Origin of the sequence: Pseudoalteromonas sp. T1lg21 (assembly GCF_002964625.1) — a bacterium.
In the GTDB taxonomy this organism is placed as follows: domain Bacteria; phylum Pseudomonadota; class Gammaproteobacteria; order Enterobacterales; family Alteromonadaceae; genus Pseudoalteromonas; species Pseudoalteromonas gelatinilytica.
The window spans coordinates 88,143-106,122 of record NZ_PQBX01000010.1; the positions used below are offsets into that span (position 1 = coordinate 88,143).

Consider the following 17,980-nt stretch of genomic DNA (forward strand, 5'->3'; position numbering starts at 1 on the left):
CAATCTGCCGAATCTTTAATAAAAACCAATACATTCTAAGTTAAAGCAATTTTATTTGTCTTTCTGTCGTCTTCGTTTTATAACAGACACAAAAAAACCGAGCAAAGCCCGGCTTTTTAAACAATTTTTTAGCGATTACTCACGAATTTGACCTTCACCATTCACTAAGTATTTTTCAGTTGTCAGCGATTCTAAGCCCATAGGGCCATAAGCATGTAACTTCGTTGTCGCGATACCAATCTCAGCACCTAAGCCTAATTGTGAGCCATCAGAAAAACGCGATGATGCATTAACCATCACCACAGACGCATCTACACTACGTTGGAATAACTGCGCCGCAGCTTGGTCTTTAGTACAAATCACTTCAGTGTGGTTTGAACCAAATTTAGCAATATGATCAATCGCACCTGCAAAATCAGGCACAACCTTAATTGCGATTTCTAAATCTAAGTACTCTTCACCAAACTCGTCGTCAGCAAGTACAGTGGCATTATCAAAATACTCGGCAGCTTTCGCATCTGCATTTACTTTTACGCCTTCTTGACGAAGAACAACTGCACACAGGTTTAAAAACTCATCAGCGATATCTTGGTGAACCACTAAACCTTCTAAGGCATTACACACACCTGTGCGCTGAGTTTTACCATTTAATAGTAAATTGATTGCAACATTCAGATCAGCGTCTTTATCAACATAAAGGTGACATACACCTTTAAAGTGCTGAATGACTGGGATAGTGCTGTTTTCTGTCACAAAGTTAATTAAGCCTTCACCACCACGTGGGATGATTAAATCAATTGTGTCGCGTTGTTGCATCAGCTCCATAAGTAGACCACGGTCTGGATCTGGGATCACCGAAATTAACGCAGCAGGTAAACCATGCTTTTCAAGCACTTTGTGCATCACACTCGCAATGGCTTGTGAACTACGCAGTGCTTCTTTACCACCACGTAAAATCACACCATTACCCGATTTAAAACATAACGCACCAGCATCAGCCGTCACATTCGGGCGTGCTTCATAAATCATACACACAACACCAAGTGGTACGCGCATCTTGCTGATCTTAATACCGTTTGGGCGCTCTGAAATTTCGCGTAATTGACCAACAGGATCATCAAGGCTAACAATTACTTCAATGCCTTCAGCCATTGCTTCAATACGCTCATCGTTTAGCGTTAAACGGTCAATCATAGACGCAGCAAGGTTGTTATCACGCGCTGCTGCCAAATCGCTTTCGTTTTCTTTGATGATAAAGGCTTTATTTTCTCGCAATGCCTGTGCCATCTCAGTTAACACTTGATTCTTAGTAGCAGTATCAAGTAAAGCTAACTGGGTTGCAGCTTTTGCAGCCTGACTCGAAATATCCGTAATTAAACTCATGACTTCTCCAATAATGCGATATCTTTCTCTGAAACAACTGGCCCGATTGAATCTTGCATTTTTTCGCTAAATTCACTTTGCTCGTTGTCAGCAATAAAATTCAATAAACAGCTACTGTAATTCGCTGTTGCTTTTGCTAGACGCGTACCATCATCACTGCGGACTAAAATAGTATCGCCTACGCCAAATTCTCCATGTACCGCAACGATTTCATCGCTACGAATACAGCCATCTTCGGTTGATTTATCAATCGAACCTTCTACGACAACCTCACCTTGCTCATTTGCTGTGTGAGTCATCCAATGCACAGCTTCTTGCATTGGTTTGTCATATGGTTTGAAGATAGTACCCGGGTTATCACCCTCTAACAGTCGGTTAAACGTCTGTTCTTTAAAACCATTTAAGATAAAGGTTGTAATACCATGTGAAGTGGCTTTTTCTGCCGCTTCAATCTTCGTTTTCATACCACCTGTACCAACTGCGCTGGTTGCACAGCCTGCCATGGCATAAATAGATTCATCAATGCTATCTATTTCAGGTAGCAGCACTGCATCTTCATGTAGATTCGGGTTCTTGTCATAAAGACCATCTACGTCCGAAAAGATCATCAATGCGTCTGCGTCCGCAGCGGCTGCAACCATTGCCGACAAGTTATCGTTGTCGCCAACCTTTAAATCATCGGTTGTTACCGTGTCATTCTCATTAATGATCGGTAACACACCATGCTCTAGTAAGGTGAAAACTGTTTCACGAATACTGGTGTAACGCTCACGGTCACGTAAGTCACCGTGGGTTAATAAAATTTGTGCCGATGGAAAATCAAAGAAACGATCCCACATTGCCATCATTTCTGTTTGACCAGCAGCCGCCATAGCTTTTTTCATCGTTACTGAACGTTTTTCTTGTTCAGGGAATAAATGCGAACCAGCAGCTACCGAACCCGATGATACTAAAATTACTTCGATACCTTGCGCTCGACAACGAACGATGAACTGTGCAATGGTCAGTAAATAACGTGAACGACACCCATCTTGCTCTGGTGCGATTAACGCGCTACCTACTTTTAGTACTATACGTCGCCATTTAAACTTTTGCATAACTGTTCAACTTTCCATTTTACTATCTGTTCAGTGCCAATTTGCCACTGATTAAAAGACTCGCGTTTAGTGTTACTAAACGCACTGACTATTATCACTTTGTCAAACCACTTATCTATGCACACGACTACGCCACGCAAGTACTGCGATTAGATATAGCACAACTTTTATTCAGTCAGTAGACCAAACGGTTATAAACCATAAGTTGATTAAAAAAGATAAGTGTTGTTTATGTATCGCTGTAAAAAGCTGTGTGCGGCTTTTATTAATCACAACATACATAGAGCCTATACAATCAGGTACACCAGCAGATAGGGTGTAGATTGTATGACCGAGATTTAGCCGCCACGATGGGGGCTAAACATTGACCAGATAATGAACTTATATTCTATTCAACACGTAATAAATACACACTGAACGTTAGCAAGCTCATTTCTATTTAATTAGAAAACAAAGTGTATAAAACACTAAATATGTTACAAACAACTGATTAAATGAAGATAAAACACTAAACAAGTGTAATAACACTTATAAAAAATTAGATATCAAATTGTTTGAACACGAAATATAATACGGGAAATCAGGGGCAAAGATCAAGGGCAAAAAGTAATCATAGCTTTTATACTTGCCATAAATGTTAGAAATAGACACTTTTTAACAATGAGTTAGAGAGCAAGATGCATAGCATAATGATTTTTTACCAATTAATCTGGTTTTTGTTCTTAAAAGCACCCCAAAAAGTAGTAATAACGACTAAAATCGTATTTGAAGCAACAAGTTTGCTTGTGTCCATGACGGTGAGTAGGCTTTAATAGGCAAGCATTTTATTTAAAAGTTCAGCGGCTAACTATCGTCTTCAAACGCGATTATCTATGGTGTTGGTATTTTTTAAATAGTAGTAACTAAAGGATAATTCATTCTATGTCAGCAATTTATATAGCAGGGATCGCCTTGTGCTCGGTATTAGCACAATGGGTAGCTTGGGCGTTTCGTGTACCGGCTATTTTATTTTTACTACTAACAGGTCTAGTACTTGGTCCTTTCAGTGGCATTTTAGAACCCGACGCATTATTAGGTGATTTATTATTCCCTGTAGTCTCTCTTAGCGTTGCTGTGATCTTATTCGAAGGCTCACTGACCCTACACTTTAGAGAACTAAAAGGTATCGGCAAGGTTGTTCGTAATCTTTGTTCAATCGGCATGATCACAACTTGCTTAGTAATAAGCCTAAGCGCATATTGGATTTTAGAGCTTAACTGGCGGGTTGCCGCAGTGCTTGGTGCAGTACTTGTTGTTACTGGCCCTACTGTTATTGCACCGCTGTTAAACTCTATGAGACCGACCCAAGATATCGACCGTATTTTGCGCTGGGAAGGCATCGTCATAGATCCCATTGGTGCATTATTCGCGGTACTGGTGTTTGAAGCCGTCATGCTTGTAGGGCAAGGCGAAGTACTCAGTCATACCATTATCGCGCTATTTAAAACCTTAGGTGTTGGTTTAACGATTGGTGTGGTAGCAGGTTGGCTCACTACATTGCTAATACGCCGCGAATGGCTACCGTTCGAATTACATAAATTTGGTATTTTAGCGTTAGTACTGATTAGTTTTACGGTTTCTAACCACCTTAGCCATGAATCTGGTCTTCTCGCTGTTACCGTGTTTGGTATTTGGCTTGCGAACCAAGATGAGCTCGAAATTGACTCAGTGCTAGAGTTTAAAGAAGACCTGTCGATGATCTTAATCTCATCGTTATTCATCTTACTTGCTGCCCGTCTACAGCTCTCTGATTTAATGATGTTACATAGCGATGTGTTTATTTTCTTAGCCATCGTGTTATTTGTAGCCCGTCCTGCATGTATCGCAATCTCGACCTTTAAAACCGATTTACCACTTAAGTCTCGTTTAGTTCTCTCGTGGATTGCGCCACGGGGTATTGTTGCCGCGGCGGTAGGTTCTGTATTCGCGTTAAGTATGGTGGAAGCTGGCATTGCTGATGCAGAGAAAATCGTGCCACTTATCTTCACGGTGATCATCGTGACTGTGGTATTGCAAAGTCTGACTGCAACGCCCTTGGCAAAGTTATTAAAAGTACGTCAGCCTGCGCCAAATACCATTTTGATTATTGGTGCAAACCATGTAGCCCGTGCCATTGCCTGCGGCTTAAAAGATCAAAATATTCCAGTGCATTTGTCTGATCCTGCATGGGAGAACTGCAAAATGGCACGTATGGATGGCTTACCTTGTTACTATGGTAATCCACAATCTGAACATGCTGAACGTTATTTGCCATTAACGACGATTCGTAGCGTTCTCGCGCTTTCGCCTAATCGCCATCATAATGCATTAGGTGTGCAGTACTTCTCGCATTTACTTGACGAAAAAGATGTGTTTTCACTGCGCTCTTCAACTAACCACGCTAAAGCAAACAAAGACAGTGCGACTTTCTTATCACGACAAATTCTATTTGGCGATAATGGGGCTTATGCGCGCTTAAGTAGCTTGATTGCCAAAGGCGGTAAAGTCAGTGCAACGCGTATTTCTGATGAGTTTAGCTGGGAGCAATACAAAGAAGTAAATAGCGAAGCTATCCCACTGTTTATCTTGCATGGCGAAAAGACAGATGATGATGATTCACCTATAAAAATTCGTCCGTTCACTACTAACATGGAGAAAACTCCGCAAGTAGGTGAGCGAATTGTGGCGCTACAACCGCCTAAATTGTCGGTGCTGAAAGACCCTAACAACGGCAAACCAAAAGAAAATAAAGAAGAGAAATAAAAAAAGGCCAGCATTAGCTGGCCTTTTTTATTGCTATGTATTTGTTTCTACATTGGTAAACGTGCGCGTGCTACGACGCTGTCTGGCATTTTCTCTGCAAGCTTTGCCAGTAGGTGCTCAATTTTTTTGTGGGTGGCTTTATCGGCAACCATTGAGTGGAATAACCATCGGTAGGCGTCTTCATAATCACGCGGACTACCATAGCCTTGATTAAATAGGTTAACCAAACGCATTTGTGCCTTTAAGTTGCCTTGGGCAGATGCTTCTCGTAAATAGGTGACTGCCATCGCTTTATCTTGCTGCACTAACTGGCCAACATCATAGTAACGACCAAGCTGCTCTAAAGCCGCACCTAGCCCTTGCTGAGCGGCCTGACGCATGTAATAAACCCCTAACTCTACATTACGGTCTACACACACTGCATACGCTAGCATATCACCATACAGGAACTGATATGATGGCAGTGCCATTTTATTGGCTCGGGCCTCGATATCTTGCACTAACTGGCAATCATCTGCCTTTACACGTGCTAGGTGTGCATTTTTATTGATCAAGCCAATTAACTCGCTCTCTGTGTACAGAGGCACTGCAGTTATGGGCTCTTCAGCCATGCTTAGGCTTGAGAAGAGTAATGTTAAAGGCAATAAAACACGCATCAAAGTCACTTAAATAAAGTCAGTCTTAGCAAATAATATACAAATATTATACCAAGTGAATTTCGGGCACAAAAAAAGCTGCCGAAGCAGCTTTTTAGTCACTATGACAATTATGCAAATGGGCTGCGTAATACCATAGTTTCTACACGGTCAGGACCTGTAGAGATGATATCAACTGGAACACCAGTGATTTCTTCAATACGTTTGATGTAATCAAGTGCCGCTTGCGGTAATTGATCAACTGACGTAGCACCTACTGTGTTTTCTGACCAGCCTGGCATCTCTTCGTATACTGGTGTTACTTTCTCGTAACCTTCAGCCGCTAATGGCGTAACGTTCGTTACTGTGCCATCTTCTAACTGGTAACCAGTACAGATTTTTAATGTTTCTAAACCGTCTAAAACGTCTAGTTTAGTTAAACAGAAACCTGAAATGCTGTTGATTTGAACTGCACGGCGCATTGCCACTGCATCTAACCAACCAGTACGGCGTAAACGACCAGTCGTTGCGCCGAACTCATGACCTTTTTCACCTAAGTGCTTACCTACTGGATCTTGTTTATCAAGACCGTCGTAAAGCTCTGTAGGGAAAGGACCAGAACCTACACGCGTTGTGTAAGCCTTGATGATACCTAACACGTAATCAAGGTGTAATGGACCAAAACCAGCACCTGTCGCTACACCACCAGCTGTTGTGTTTGATGATGTTACGTACGGGTAAGTACCGTGGTCGATGTCAAGTAATGTACCTTGCGCACCTTCGAATAAGATGTGGTCGCCCGCTAAACGCGTTTGATCAAGTAGCTCAGTAACGTCAACAACCATTGCTTTTAAGATATCTGCGATAGCCATTGCATCGTCAAATGTCTTTTGGAAATCAACTGGCTCAACTTTGTAGTAATGCTCTAACGTGAAGTTATGGTATTCCAATACTTCTTTAAGCTTGCTAGCAAACTGTTCAGGGTTGAATAAATCACCTACACGTAAACCACGACGTGCTACTTTGTCTTCATAAGCTGGACCGATACCACGACCTGTAGTACCAATTGGCTTATCGCCACGTGCTTTTTCACGGGCTAAATCTAATGCAATGTGGAAAGGTAAAATTAATGGACATGCTTCGCTGATTAATAAGCGCTCACGTACTGGTACGCCACGCTCTTCTAGCATGCCGATTTCTTTCATTAATGCTTCTGGTGATAAAACAACACCATTACCAATCACACACTTAACATTGTCACGTAATACACCCGATGGAATAAGGTGTAAAACCGTCTTTTCACCGTTGATTACCAAAGTATGGCCTGCGTTATGACCACCTTGATAACGAACTACTAAAGATGCTTTGTCTGTAAGGAGGTCAACTACCTTACCCTTACCTTCGTCACCCCATTGGGTGCCTAGTACAACAACGTTTTTACCCATTGCAAATTCACTTAGAAAAAATTAGGACGAGATTTTATCAGAAAACGAGGTGAAAGATCACCCCGTTTAGCTTATTTTTTCTGCGCCTGAATTTTTATCATCTTATTTAATTAAACAACTACATGCAGAACAGAGGTTTATAAACTAGCTAAGGATAAAAATTAATCACACACAGAAACAAAAAAAGCCCCACACACAGCAGGGCTTTTTATCACACAGCAATTAATTACTGTGCTTTTGTACCTTTCATATAATTAAAGAAATCGCTATCTGGTGAAATCACCATGATATCTTGCTTATCTTTAAAGGTATTTTTGTACGCTTCTAGGCTGCGCATAAAACCAAAGAATTCAGCATCTTTGTTATAAGCGTTAGCATAGATAGCAGCAGCATCAGCATCACCTTGACCGCGAACGGTACGTGCATTACGTTCAGCATCTGCCAGCATAACAGTGACACGACGGTCTACTTCTGCGCGAATTGTTTCAGCTTTTTCTTGACCTTCTGAACGGTGCTCTTTTGCAACCGCAGTACGCTCAGCACGCATACGTTGGAAGATTGAGCTACTCACTTCTTGTGGTAAGTTAATTTGCTTAACACGCACATCAAGTACTTCAATACCTAGTTCTTGTGCACTTTCAGACGCTTGAACTAACGCTTCTTCCATCAGTTCACTACGCTCGCCAGAGACAATCTCTTTGATAGTACGAGAACCAAAATTAGTACGAAGACCATTGTTCACCTTTTGCTTGAGGAGTGTTTCAGCATATTGCTTATCACCACGAGCACGCAGGTAGAATGCACTAAAATCGTTAATGCGCCATTTCACATAAGAATCAACGATTAAGTCTTTTTTCTCACTCGTAACGAAACGGTCAGGTGCGCCATCTAACGTTTGAATACGCGCATCTAAACGACGTACTTGGCTGAAGAAAGGCACTTTTAAGTGTAAACCTGGGCCATATACTACAGCCTTGTCGTCACTGTCTTTTTCAACTTTGCTAAATAACAGTACGATTGCCTTCTCGCCTTCTTGTACAACAAAAATCGCAGAGAAAGACATCACAACTGCAAGGGCAAGTATTACTAAACTAAAATTTTTCATCTTGCTTATCTCCCCTCATTAAAACGGTCAGTTGCGAAACGGTCATTACTTGAATTTACCGTGCTGTTACGTGATGTGTTTAGCTTATTGCGAAGATCTTGAATATCACTTGAGCTTGGTAGTGCAACACGCGTTGCTGTGCCTTGCTTTTCCATGATTTTATCAAGAGGTAAATACATCATGTTATTACCGCCTTCAACATCAACTAACACTTTAGAGCTGTTACCTAGCACTTCTTCCATCGCATCGATGTATAAACGCTTGCGAGTTACTTCTTTCGCAGCTTGATACTCAGGTAATAGTTTTTCAAAACGTGCCACTTCACCTTGTGCTTCTAGCTTAATACGCTCACGATAACCTTCTGCTTCTTGTGTCATACGGGTCACTTGACCACGAGCACGAGGTTCAATTTCACGAGCATAGGCTTCTGCTTCACGGATGAAACGCTCTTCATCTTCTTGTGCAGCAATCGCATCATCAAATGCGTCTTTTACTTCGCCAGGCGGACGTGAATCTTTAAAGTTCACATCGCTTACAATAATACCTAGATTGTAAGGCTCGATAATTTTGTTTAGCTCATCCCACGTTTGTTGACGCACAACTTCACGGCCAGTTGTTAGTACTTGGTCCATTTTCACATGACCAATAACATAACGAAGTGCACTATCAAGGGCTTGTTGTAAGCTGTGATCAGCATCAGTAACGCTGAACTTGTATAGGTGTGGATCGATAACACGGTACTGTACTTCAAACTCTACATTTACCACGTTTTCGTCTTCTGTCAGCATGAAGCCTTTAGCAGATAACGAGCGAACCGCTTCGATATCAACCGGGATCACACGTTCAATGAAGGTCATTTTCCAACGTAAGCCAGGTTCTGCAATGCGATTGTATTGTCCAAATTGTAAAACAATACCGCGCTCAGCTTCTTTTACCGTGTAAATACCACTTAATGCCCATACGATGACGGCAATAATAAGGATGAAAGAAATGCCTGCGCCACCAAGTCCGCCGCCGCTTTTACCTGGCTTATTACCACCAAATAAACCGCCAAACTTGTTGCCGAACTTACGCATTACCTCGTCTAAATCAGGTGGGCCTTGATCTTTTCCGCCTTTATTATTCCACGGATCTTTATCATTGCCATTATTACCCGGTTCATTCCAGGCCATAGCTATACTCCATTGTTATCTAAATGAATTAGGTTAAATCTATCAAATCTACAGCATTTCTCATACTAAAAAAGACAAATGCTGGTGATTTTTAGTTAGTCGCTATGAAAGAGTTGAGATCCTGTCCCATCTCTTTTTTCAAGCGATTCCATTCTGCCATTGGCAAGCGTACCGATAGTAACCAGTTCCCTTGCTCATCAAAACTCTCTTGATGAACTGCGTTTAAGTTAAACAGTGCTGCACGAATACGACCATGTTGAGGTGGTAATTTTAGCTCGTCAGCAAACATTTTTTTAGCAAGTAACTCGTTAATTGCCTCACTCAGCAGCTCACAACCCACACCTGTTCGTGCCGATAACCACACCCGTACTGGTTGGCCTTCGTCATTTCTATCTATACGTGGCGCAACGTCATCGAGCGCATCAATTTTGTTATAAACCAATAATTGCGGCACTTCATCTGCTTCTATCTCTTTTAAAACAGACTGTACTTGCTCAATATTTTCTTTTCGACGTGGTCTGCCACATCGATAACGTGTAACTGTAAATCCGCTTCGCGGGTTTCCGTTAAGGTCGCTTTAAATGCTGCAACAAGGTCATGAGGTAAATGGCGAATAAAGCCTACCGTGTCAGCTAAAATAACTGGCCCAATATCACCTATATCCAACTTACGTAAGGTTGGATCAAGTGTTGCGAATAACTGATCTGCTGCGTACACATCAGAATCTGTAATACGGTTAAATAACGTTGATTTACCCGCATTGGTATAACCAACCAGTGACACAGTGGGTATTTCATTTCGCGTACGCGCACGTCGTCCCTGCTCACGTTGAACAGCAACTTTATCTAAACGAGCACGAATATTTTTAATTCTTGCACGTAGCAATCGTCTATCGGTTTCGAGCTGGGTTTCACCCGGACCACGTAAACCTATCCCCCCTTTTTGTCTTTCAAGGTGGGTCCAACCACGGATCAGGCGAGTAGAAATATGGCGTAACTGAGCTAACTCAACCTGAAGCTTACCTTCGTGAGTACGCGCTCGCTGCGCAAAAATATCAAGGATCAAACTCGTACGATCAAGAACACGGCACTGACAAACGCGCTCTAAATTGCGTTCCTGTGACGGGCTAAGTTGATGGTTGAAAATGATGACATCTGCATTGTGGATTTTGACAGTTTCAGCGATTTCTTCTGCTTTTCCGGTACCGACGAAAAGTTTCGGATGCGGTGCTTGACGACTGCCTTGCACAATCGCCAAACTACTAACACCAGCAGAAGATACCAACAACTCTAATTCGTGAAGATCTTCGCGATCCCCCTCTTTAGGTAAGTCGATATGAACTAAAACTGCCTGTTCGCCGGCTTCATAACGGTCAAACAAGCATTACGCTCCTAAGTTTAAAAATTTCCAGATTCTTGCTCTTCTGAATCATCACTTCCTTGAACGCCTTGGAAGTTAACAGAACGCGCTGGAACAACAGTTGAAATAGCGTGTTTATACACCATTTGATTCACGGTGTTTTCAAGTAAAATAACAAATTGGTCAAATGACTGGATTTTACCCTGTAATTTAATGCCATTAACCAAAAAGATTGATACTGGAATGCGCTCACGACGTAACGCATTTAAAAATGGGTCTTGTAACGACTGGCCTTTTGCCATGTTATTTTCCTTCGTTCTAGGTGTTATTATAATTAAGTAGCTGAACTAATTTAACAAAGCTAAAAAACTTCCAGCTACTACTAGCTTAGCGAACTTACTACACGTTGCAAGTTTTCTTCATCACCCGTGGTCAACCAAGTTACTTCAGGCCAACCTCTTAACCAAGTCAATTGTCGCTTGGCTAACTGCCGTGTGGCTGCAATACCACGAAAGACCATCTCATCATAGTCAATTTCGCCAGCAATGTAATCCCACATTTGTCTATAACCCACACAACGAATCGAAGGTAGGTCAGGGTGTAAATCCTTACGTTTATATAGGGATGAAACTTCATTTTCAAACCCCTGATCGAGCATTATTTTAAACCTTTTTTCAATTCGCTGATGTAATTCACTGCGATCATCAGGCGCAATGGCAAATTGATAGAAAGTATAAGGAAGCTCAGGCTGCTTTTGTTTTTGCAGCTCAGTCATTGTTTTACCTGTTATACGATACACTTCTAATGCGCGATTAATACGTTGCGAATCATTTTCGCTCATTTTTTTCGCTGCATCTGGATCGATTTTCACAAGTTCTTTATGCAAATGTGGCCAGCCAAACTGCTTTGCTTCCTTTTCGAGTTCAGCACGTACTTCAGGTGATGCCTCAGGTAGCGGTGATAAGCCATCAATAAGCGACTTAAAATACATCATTGTACCGCCAACCAATACAGGTACTTTACCTTGCTGATGAAATAGATCAATCTTTTCAATTGCATCACGGCGAAAATCCGCCACTGAATAACTTTCTGCTGGGTCAATAATATCAATCAAGTGATGCGGCGCACGAGCAAGCTCTTCGGCATTTGGTTTTGCCGTGCCGATGTCCATATCTTTATAGACTAATGCTGAATCAACACTGATTATTTCTGTGTTTAAATGCTCACACAGCGAAATTGCTAAGTCTGTTTTCCCTGCAGCGGTTGGTCCCATTAAAAAAATGACGGGTAAGTTATTCAAGCCTAAATACCTTGCTTAATTTAAAAACTGAGATAGTTCTATTTTAACCGCTTTTTGACGTAAACGTTGCATAGTTTGTGGATTATTTTCTAACCGAGCCACTTGCTCCATAAAGGCCTGACTTGCGTAATAACGTGTAGGTATTTGCTGAGCTAACCAAGCTAGCCATTCATCGAGTGAACTTGGAGAAGCTTTACAGCCAGTAATAAGCCGCTCAATAGCATCACTTACATCAAGTAAATACACACAAGGCGGAAGCTTCTTCACCATCACAAACTGTTTTTCTATTACTAAATCAAAACCAAGTAAGGTAAACCAAGACTGCTGAGTATTTAGCGCGCTAATATCATCAGCGCTTGCATTTACTCGCACGGGTAACAATAGAGCTTTGCCATCAAGGCTGCCCGCTTGTTCTACTTGGGCTTGCCAGTCGAGTGCTAATGCATGCTTAAAGTGCGCTGCAAAGAGTTGATTGTCTTCGCTAAATACGCACTCGCCTTCACGTACGTGGATGAGTTTTGCAAGCTTAGCTTGCTCAACAACAGGTGCTGTAATGCTTGGCTCTGGGCGTACTTGGTCAAAATGCGCAGCATGTTGCTCACTGATCCCTTGATAAAAAGCATTTACATCTTGATGCGATGTTTTACTGTGTCCTTGGCTGTCGCCACTAAACCCACCGCCAGAGCGCCCTGCTCCTGTTGCCCCTGAATAACTCGCTGAACGTGTTGGCTGTAATTCAGATTTAGGGTAATCATACTGCTCTGTTGGCGCTGATTGAGTAAAACTTGGCTGCGTGCTGCTGAGGTGTGGCTCATTCAGCGGAACATGCTGAAAAGCAGTGTCATTGTGCTCGGCAAAACTGGCCTCATGCTGAAGCGGTACCACAACTTGTTTTATTGCCTGCAAAATAAAGTCATGCACTAAACGGCCTTGATGAAAACGCACTTCATGTTTAGCCGGGTGCACGTTTACATCGACCTGACGAGGGTCAATATCAATATAAATAACAAAACCGGGCAGCTCTTCAGAGCCTGCGACTTCTTCAAAGGCTTGGCGAATTGCATGCAGAATGAGTTTATCGCGCATCATGCGATTATTCACGTAGGTATATTGTGTGCTATTTGCTGAGCCCACGGGTAATACCCAACCCCGCAGCATCAAACCGGCCTCACCTGATTGAATATGTAGTCCCTGTTCACTAAAAGCTTTACCAGCAACTTGAGCGACACGCGCTATTGCTTGCTCAGGGTTTGGTTTAGCACGGTATTGACGCACGACCTTACCGTTATGGGTAAGCGTTATAGACACATCAAAGCGACTCAGCGCAATACGCTTAATAAGCTCATCAATATGTGAAAACTCGGTTTTCTCGGTGCGAAGAAATTTACGGCGCGCAGGGGTATTAAAGAATAAGTCTTTCACCTCAATGGTGGTGCCATCAGGGTGTGCGGTTGGCTTAACTTGTACCGCCATGTCACGGCCTTCTGCAAATGCTTGCCATGCCGCTTCTTGTTGTTGTGGTTTTGAGCTCAAGGTTAAGCGAGATACAGAACTAATTGATGCTAACGCTTCACCACGAAAACCCAGCGAGCAAATGTTCTCTAAGTCATCAAGAGATTTTAGTTTGCTCGTCGCATGGCGCGATAACGCTAAGGTCAGTTCATCTTTATTAATCCCTGATCCATTATCGCGAATACGAATTAGCTTATGGCCACCACGTTCAATATCAATTTGAATGCGCGTTGCGCCAGCATCTAAACTGTTTTCAACGAGTTCTTTAACAACGGAAGCAGGACGTTCAACCACTTCACCGGCAGCAATTTGGTTCGCCAATCGCGCGGGTAGTATTTCTATGCTCATAGTGTTCCTAACACGAAAATTGACTAGCTTTGGGGGATATCAAGCTCTTGACCAATAAACAGAGTATTCGATTTTAAGTTGTTAGCAGTTTTTAATTTACTAACCGAGGTGTTGTATCTGTTTGCCAAAATACTTAACGACTCGCCCGGACGAACTTTGTGTTTAGTCGGAAATTGCGATTTTAATTTCGCAAATAATGAATCATCCGGTGGATTTTGCAGATAATAACTTTTAATTGATGTGAAAATTGCTTTAGCTAAGCGCTCTTGATGCTGCGCTGTTTTTAATAATCGCTCTTCACGTGGATTCGAAATAAAGCCGGTTTCGACCAAAATAGACGGGATATCTGGCGATTTTAATACAGCAAGACTGGCCGCCTGCGGCACTTTTTTATGTAGTTTGGCTACTTTCTTTAATTCACTCACCACTTCTTCTGCGACACTAAAGCCCGTTTTCATTGAGTGGTCCATCGACATATCTAATAGCGCTTGAGCTAAATATTTTTCACTCGCAGTATCTTTTAATACCCCAGCTGCACCACCTAAAAGCTCGGAGTGTTTTTCTTTATCCTCGATCCATTTACCGATTTCTGAGTTAGCACGACGAAGCGATAACACCCACACAGAGGCCCCGTTTGGCTGCGGGCTGGTAAACGCATCTGCATGGATCGAGACAAAAAAGTCTGCTTTTTTCTCTCTCGCAATACTGGTGCGCGTATTTAAGTTTACAAAGTAATCGCTGCGGCGCACCATGCGCGAAATCATGCCTTTTTCAGCATCTATCATTCGTTCTAAGCGCTTGGCTATTTGTAGCGTGATATCTTTTTCGTAAGTGCCCGATGGCCCAATTGAGCCTGGATCTTCACCACCGTGACCCGCATCAATCGCAATAACGATATCGCGCTCTTGCTGTAACTCACGCTTTTTAACACTGGTATTCGTTGCAGCCACAGGCTCAGCTTTCGGTGTTTTGTCTACAAGGTCAACGACTAAACGGTGTTTATAAGGATCGGTAGGCAGCAAGGCAAACACCACTGGTTTAGTGGCTCGCGCTAATTCAAAAACAAACCGTACACTTTTACTATCTTTTGGTTTTGAGTAACGCAGTTTTGAGAGTATCTGATGCTTTTTAGGGATATCAGGCAAGCTATCAAGCTTATCAGTATCTTTTAAGTCAATCACTAAACGGGCTGGGTTCTTCAGCATGAAATAGCTGTAATCTGGCTTGTCATTTAGATCAAATACCACACGGGTGCTATCTGGTGAGGGCCAAACACGTACGCTATTAATCGTATTTTGTGCAAGCGCAATCTGGCTCACAACCAAAAACATTAAAATAGTTAATAGTTTAAACGTACAACGACCCATTTTTACTCGTACACCTTTATTTTTATTTGTTTATTCTTGCGCGCTCTTAAGTTGCTTAACAATTGCCTGACCGCGGTCAGTTAAGCTGTTAATAGTAATCGCACGCGCCTCGCCTTCATAGCGTAGGGTGATATCAAGATCCGGTGTTGGGATAAATTCGCCGCCTTTTTCTGGCCATTCCACAACACAAATAGCCTGTGGTGAAAAATAGTCGCGAATTCCCATATATTCAAGTTCTTCAGGATCACCTAAGCGATACAAATCAAAGTGATAGACATCAGCTTTAGCTAATTGGTAAGGCTCAACCAGTGTATAAGTTGGACTCTTAACCTTACCTTGATGACCGAAACCTTGCACGATACCACGGGTTAATGTTGTCTTACCGGCACCTAAGTCACCGTGTAAATAAATAACAGCTCCTTGCTCCATTAATGCGGCAAGTTGCTTACCCATATTAACCGTTGCTGCTTCATCAGCGAGTGGAAAACCAACACTGTCGGTCATTATTACCTCATGAAAAACGAAAAAACATTACTTTGTTAATCATACCAGAATATTTTTGTAAGGCGAGAATCGCTCTTATGCCTAATTGGACATAAAAAAGCCGGCAAAGTTGCCGGCTTTTTAGCTTAAACAGAATTTTGTTTACAGACCTAGTTTCTTCTCAAGGTAGTGGATGTTTGTACCACCGTTTTGGAAGTTCTCATCTGCCAAGATTTTCTTGTGCAGTGGTGTATTGGTCTTGATGCCATCAATGACTAATTCATTTAACGCATTGCGTGAACGAGCAATCGCTACATCACGGTTCTCACCGTAACAGATCAGCTTACCAATCATTGAATCGTAATGAGGTGGTACTGTGTAATCTGCATAGATGTGGCTATCCCAACGAATACCTAAACCGCCAGCAGGGTGGAATCGCGTGATTTTACCTGGTGAAGGAATGAATGTTTCTGGGTCTTCCGCATTAATACGGCACTCAATTGCATGACCACGAATAACCACATCTTCTTGTGTGAATGATAATGGCTGGCCAGCAGCAATTTTTAGCTGTTCTTTGATTAAGTCAACGCCAGTGACCATTTCTGTTACTGGGTGCTCAACCTGAATACGGGTATTCATTTCGATGAAATAGAACTCGCCGTTTTCGTATAAGAATTCGAACGTACCTGCACCGCGATAACCGATTTCGATACACGCACGTGTACAACGGTCACCGATAAACTTACGCATTTCAGCTGTAATACCTGGTGCTGGTGCTTCTTCAACTACTTTTTGGTGACGACGTTGCATAGAACAATCACGCTCACCTAAGTGAACTGCATTGCCTTGACCGTCAGCAAGTACTTGAACGTCGATATGACGTGGGTTTTCAAGGAATTTTTCCATGTAAACCATACCGTTACCGAAGAATTGCTTCGCTTCTTGTTGCGTTAGTGCAATTGAATCTACTAATTCTTTTTCGCTGCGCACAACACGCATACCACGACCACCGCCGCCGCCTGCTGCTTTAATGATTACAGGGTAACCAATACGCTTAGCGATTTGAATATTGCGCTCGTTGTCTGCGGTTAATGGGCCGTCAGAACCTGGTACACATGGTACACCCGCTTTACGCATCGCTTCGATTGCAGAAACTTTGTCACCCATTAGGCGAATCGTGTCGCCTTTAGGACCGATAAATACAAAGCCACTTTGCTCAACTTGATCAGCAAAGTCTGCATTTTCCGAAAGGAAACCATAACCAGGGTGAATAGCAACCGCGTCTGTTACTTCTGCCGCTGCAATAATGCGCGGGATATCTAGGTAACTTTCGCTTGCAGCTGGTTTACCAATACAAATTGTTTCATCTGCCAGTAACACGTGCTTAAGATCACGGTCTGCCGTTGAATGCACAGCAACAGTTTTGATCCCAAGCTCTTTGCAGGCGCGCAGTACGCGAAGTGCAATTTCACCTCGGTTTGCAATGACTACTTTATCTAACATAGAGTTGGCCTTTTGTTGCGCTATTATTCAATGATGAATAAAGGTTGATCGAATTCTACTGGCTCGCCATTTTCAACTAAGATAGCTTTTACTGTGCCTGCTTTATCAGATTCGATTTGGTTCATCATCTTCATTGCTTCAACGATACATAACGTGTCGCCAACATTTACTTTTGAACCTACTTCTACATAAGGCGCTGCTTCAGGAGAAGCTGCTGAGTAGAATGAACCAACCATAGGTGATTTAACTTGGTGACCTGTTGGTGCTGCTGGCGCTGCGTCTGCTGCTGGTGCTTCAGCTACTGGAGCTGGTGCCGCCGCTGGAGCAGGTGCTGCAAAATGTTGCGGCGCATACTGCATTGCAGGTGCTGCAGCCATGTTGCTACGATTGATGCGTACTGATTCTTCACCTTCAGTGATTTCTAATTCAGCAATACCAGATTCTTCTACTAGTTCGATAAGTTTTTTGATCTTGCGAATATCCATTGATC

At 42.5% G+C, this 17,980-nt stretch carries 14 protein-coding genes and 1 pseudogene; 1 reads left to right on the forward strand and 14 read right to left on the reverse strand.

All coding sequences use genetic code 11. The features are described 5' to 3' along the window. Positions 1-135: 135 nt before the first annotated feature. Positions 136-1,383, reverse strand: coding sequence for a glutamate-5-semialdehyde dehydrogenase (locus tag C2M25_RS05905; RefSeq protein WP_105180673.1), 1,248 nt, complete (start codon positions 1,381-1,383; stop codon positions 136-138). Continuing rightward, complete coding sequence (gene proB / locus C2M25_RS05910; protein WP_063701634.1) at positions 1,380-2,480, reverse strand: glutamate 5-kinase; 1,101 nt, start codon at positions 2,478-2,480, stop codon at positions 1,380-1,382. Before proB ends, C2M25_RS05905 begins: the two co-directional genes overlap by 4 nt. A 921-nt stretch (positions 2,481-3,401) precedes the next feature. Between proB and C2M25_RS05915 the strand changes: the two genes are divergently transcribed. After that, positions 3,402-5,261, forward strand: coding sequence for a cation:proton antiporter (locus tag C2M25_RS05915; protein WP_105175062.1), 1,860 nt, complete (start codon positions 3,402-3,404; stop codon positions 5,259-5,261). 47 nt (positions 5,262-5,308) lie between these two features. On the opposite strand, the gene C2M25_RS05920 is transcribed toward C2M25_RS05915, so the two are convergent. The 12 genes and pseudogenes from C2M25_RS05920 to accB all read right to left on the reverse strand — a co-directional run bounded on the left by C2M25_RS05920 (position 5,309) and on the right by accB (position 17,975). After that, on the reverse strand, positions 5,309-5,917 hold the full coding sequence (locus C2M25_RS05920) for a tetratricopeptide repeat protein (protein WP_063701630.1): 609 nt from the start codon (positions 5,915-5,917) through the stop codon (positions 5,309-5,311). A gap of 110 nt (positions 5,918-6,027) precedes the next feature. Then, complete coding sequence (locus C2M25_RS05925; protein WP_063701628.1) at positions 6,028-7,341, reverse strand: adenylosuccinate synthase; 1,314 nt, start codon at positions 7,339-7,341, stop codon at positions 6,028-6,030. A 226-nt stretch (positions 7,342-7,567) separates the two neighbouring features. Further along, positions 7,568-8,446: a protease modulator HflC gene (hflC, locus tag C2M25_RS05930; RefSeq protein ID WP_063701626.1), complete on the reverse strand. Its 879-nt coding sequence runs from the start codon at positions 8,444-8,446 to the stop codon at positions 7,568-7,570. A 5-nt stretch (positions 8,447-8,451) separates the two neighbouring features. Beyond that, positions 8,452-9,618: an FtsH protease activity modulator HflK gene (hflK, locus tag C2M25_RS05935; RefSeq protein WP_063701624.1), complete on the reverse strand. Its 1,167-nt coding sequence runs from the start codon at positions 9,616-9,618 to the stop codon at positions 8,452-8,454. A gap of 91 nt (positions 9,619-9,709) precedes the next feature. Beyond that, positions 9,710-10,998, reverse strand: a pseudogene (gene hflX / locus C2M25_RS05940) (ribosome rescue GTPase HflX). A gap of 17 nt (positions 10,999-11,015) precedes the next feature. Then, positions 11,016-11,279: an RNA chaperone Hfq gene (gene hfq, locus C2M25_RS05945; RefSeq protein WP_054552435.1), complete on the reverse strand. Its 264-nt coding sequence runs from the start codon at positions 11,277-11,279 to the stop codon at positions 11,016-11,018. A gap of 80 nt (positions 11,280-11,359) precedes the next feature. Beyond that, on the reverse strand, positions 11,360-12,277 hold the full coding sequence (miaA, locus tag C2M25_RS05950) for a tRNA (adenosine(37)-N6)-dimethylallyltransferase MiaA (protein ID WP_105180674.1): 918 nt from the start codon (positions 12,275-12,277) through the stop codon (positions 11,360-11,362). A 15-nt stretch (positions 12,278-12,292) separates the two neighbouring features. Further along, positions 12,293-14,137 carry a DNA mismatch repair endonuclease MutL gene (gene mutL / locus C2M25_RS05955; RefSeq protein ID WP_105180675.1) on the reverse strand — a complete coding sequence of 615 codons (1,845 nt, stop codon included), beginning with the start codon at positions 14,135-14,137 and terminating at the stop codon, positions 12,293-12,295. Positions 14,138-14,160: 23 nt separating this feature from the next. Further along, complete coding sequence (locus C2M25_RS05960; protein ID WP_233999260.1) at positions 14,161-15,468, reverse strand: N-acetylmuramoyl-L-alanine amidase; 1,308 nt, start codon at positions 15,466-15,468, stop codon at positions 14,161-14,163. Positions 15,469-15,534: 66 nt separating this feature from the next. Further along, positions 15,535-16,008, reverse strand: coding sequence for a tRNA (adenosine(37)-N6)-threonylcarbamoyltransferase complex ATPase subunit type 1 TsaE (gene tsaE / locus C2M25_RS05965; protein WP_063701614.1), 474 nt, complete (start codon positions 16,006-16,008; stop codon positions 15,535-15,537). A gap of 141 nt (positions 16,009-16,149) precedes the next feature. Further along, positions 16,150-17,490 (reverse strand): acetyl-CoA carboxylase biotin carboxylase subunit, encoded by a 1,341-nt coding sequence (gene accC, locus C2M25_RS05970; protein ID WP_105180676.1) that lies wholly within the window; start codon positions 17,488-17,490, stop codon positions 16,150-16,152. A 23-nt stretch (positions 17,491-17,513) separates the two neighbouring features. Continuing rightward, a complete protein-coding gene (gene accB, locus C2M25_RS05975; RefSeq protein WP_063701610.1) occupies positions 17,514-17,975 on the reverse strand; it encodes an acetyl-CoA carboxylase biotin carboxyl carrier protein in 462 nt (153 codons plus the stop codon). Positions 17,976-17,980: the final 5 nt, after the last annotated feature.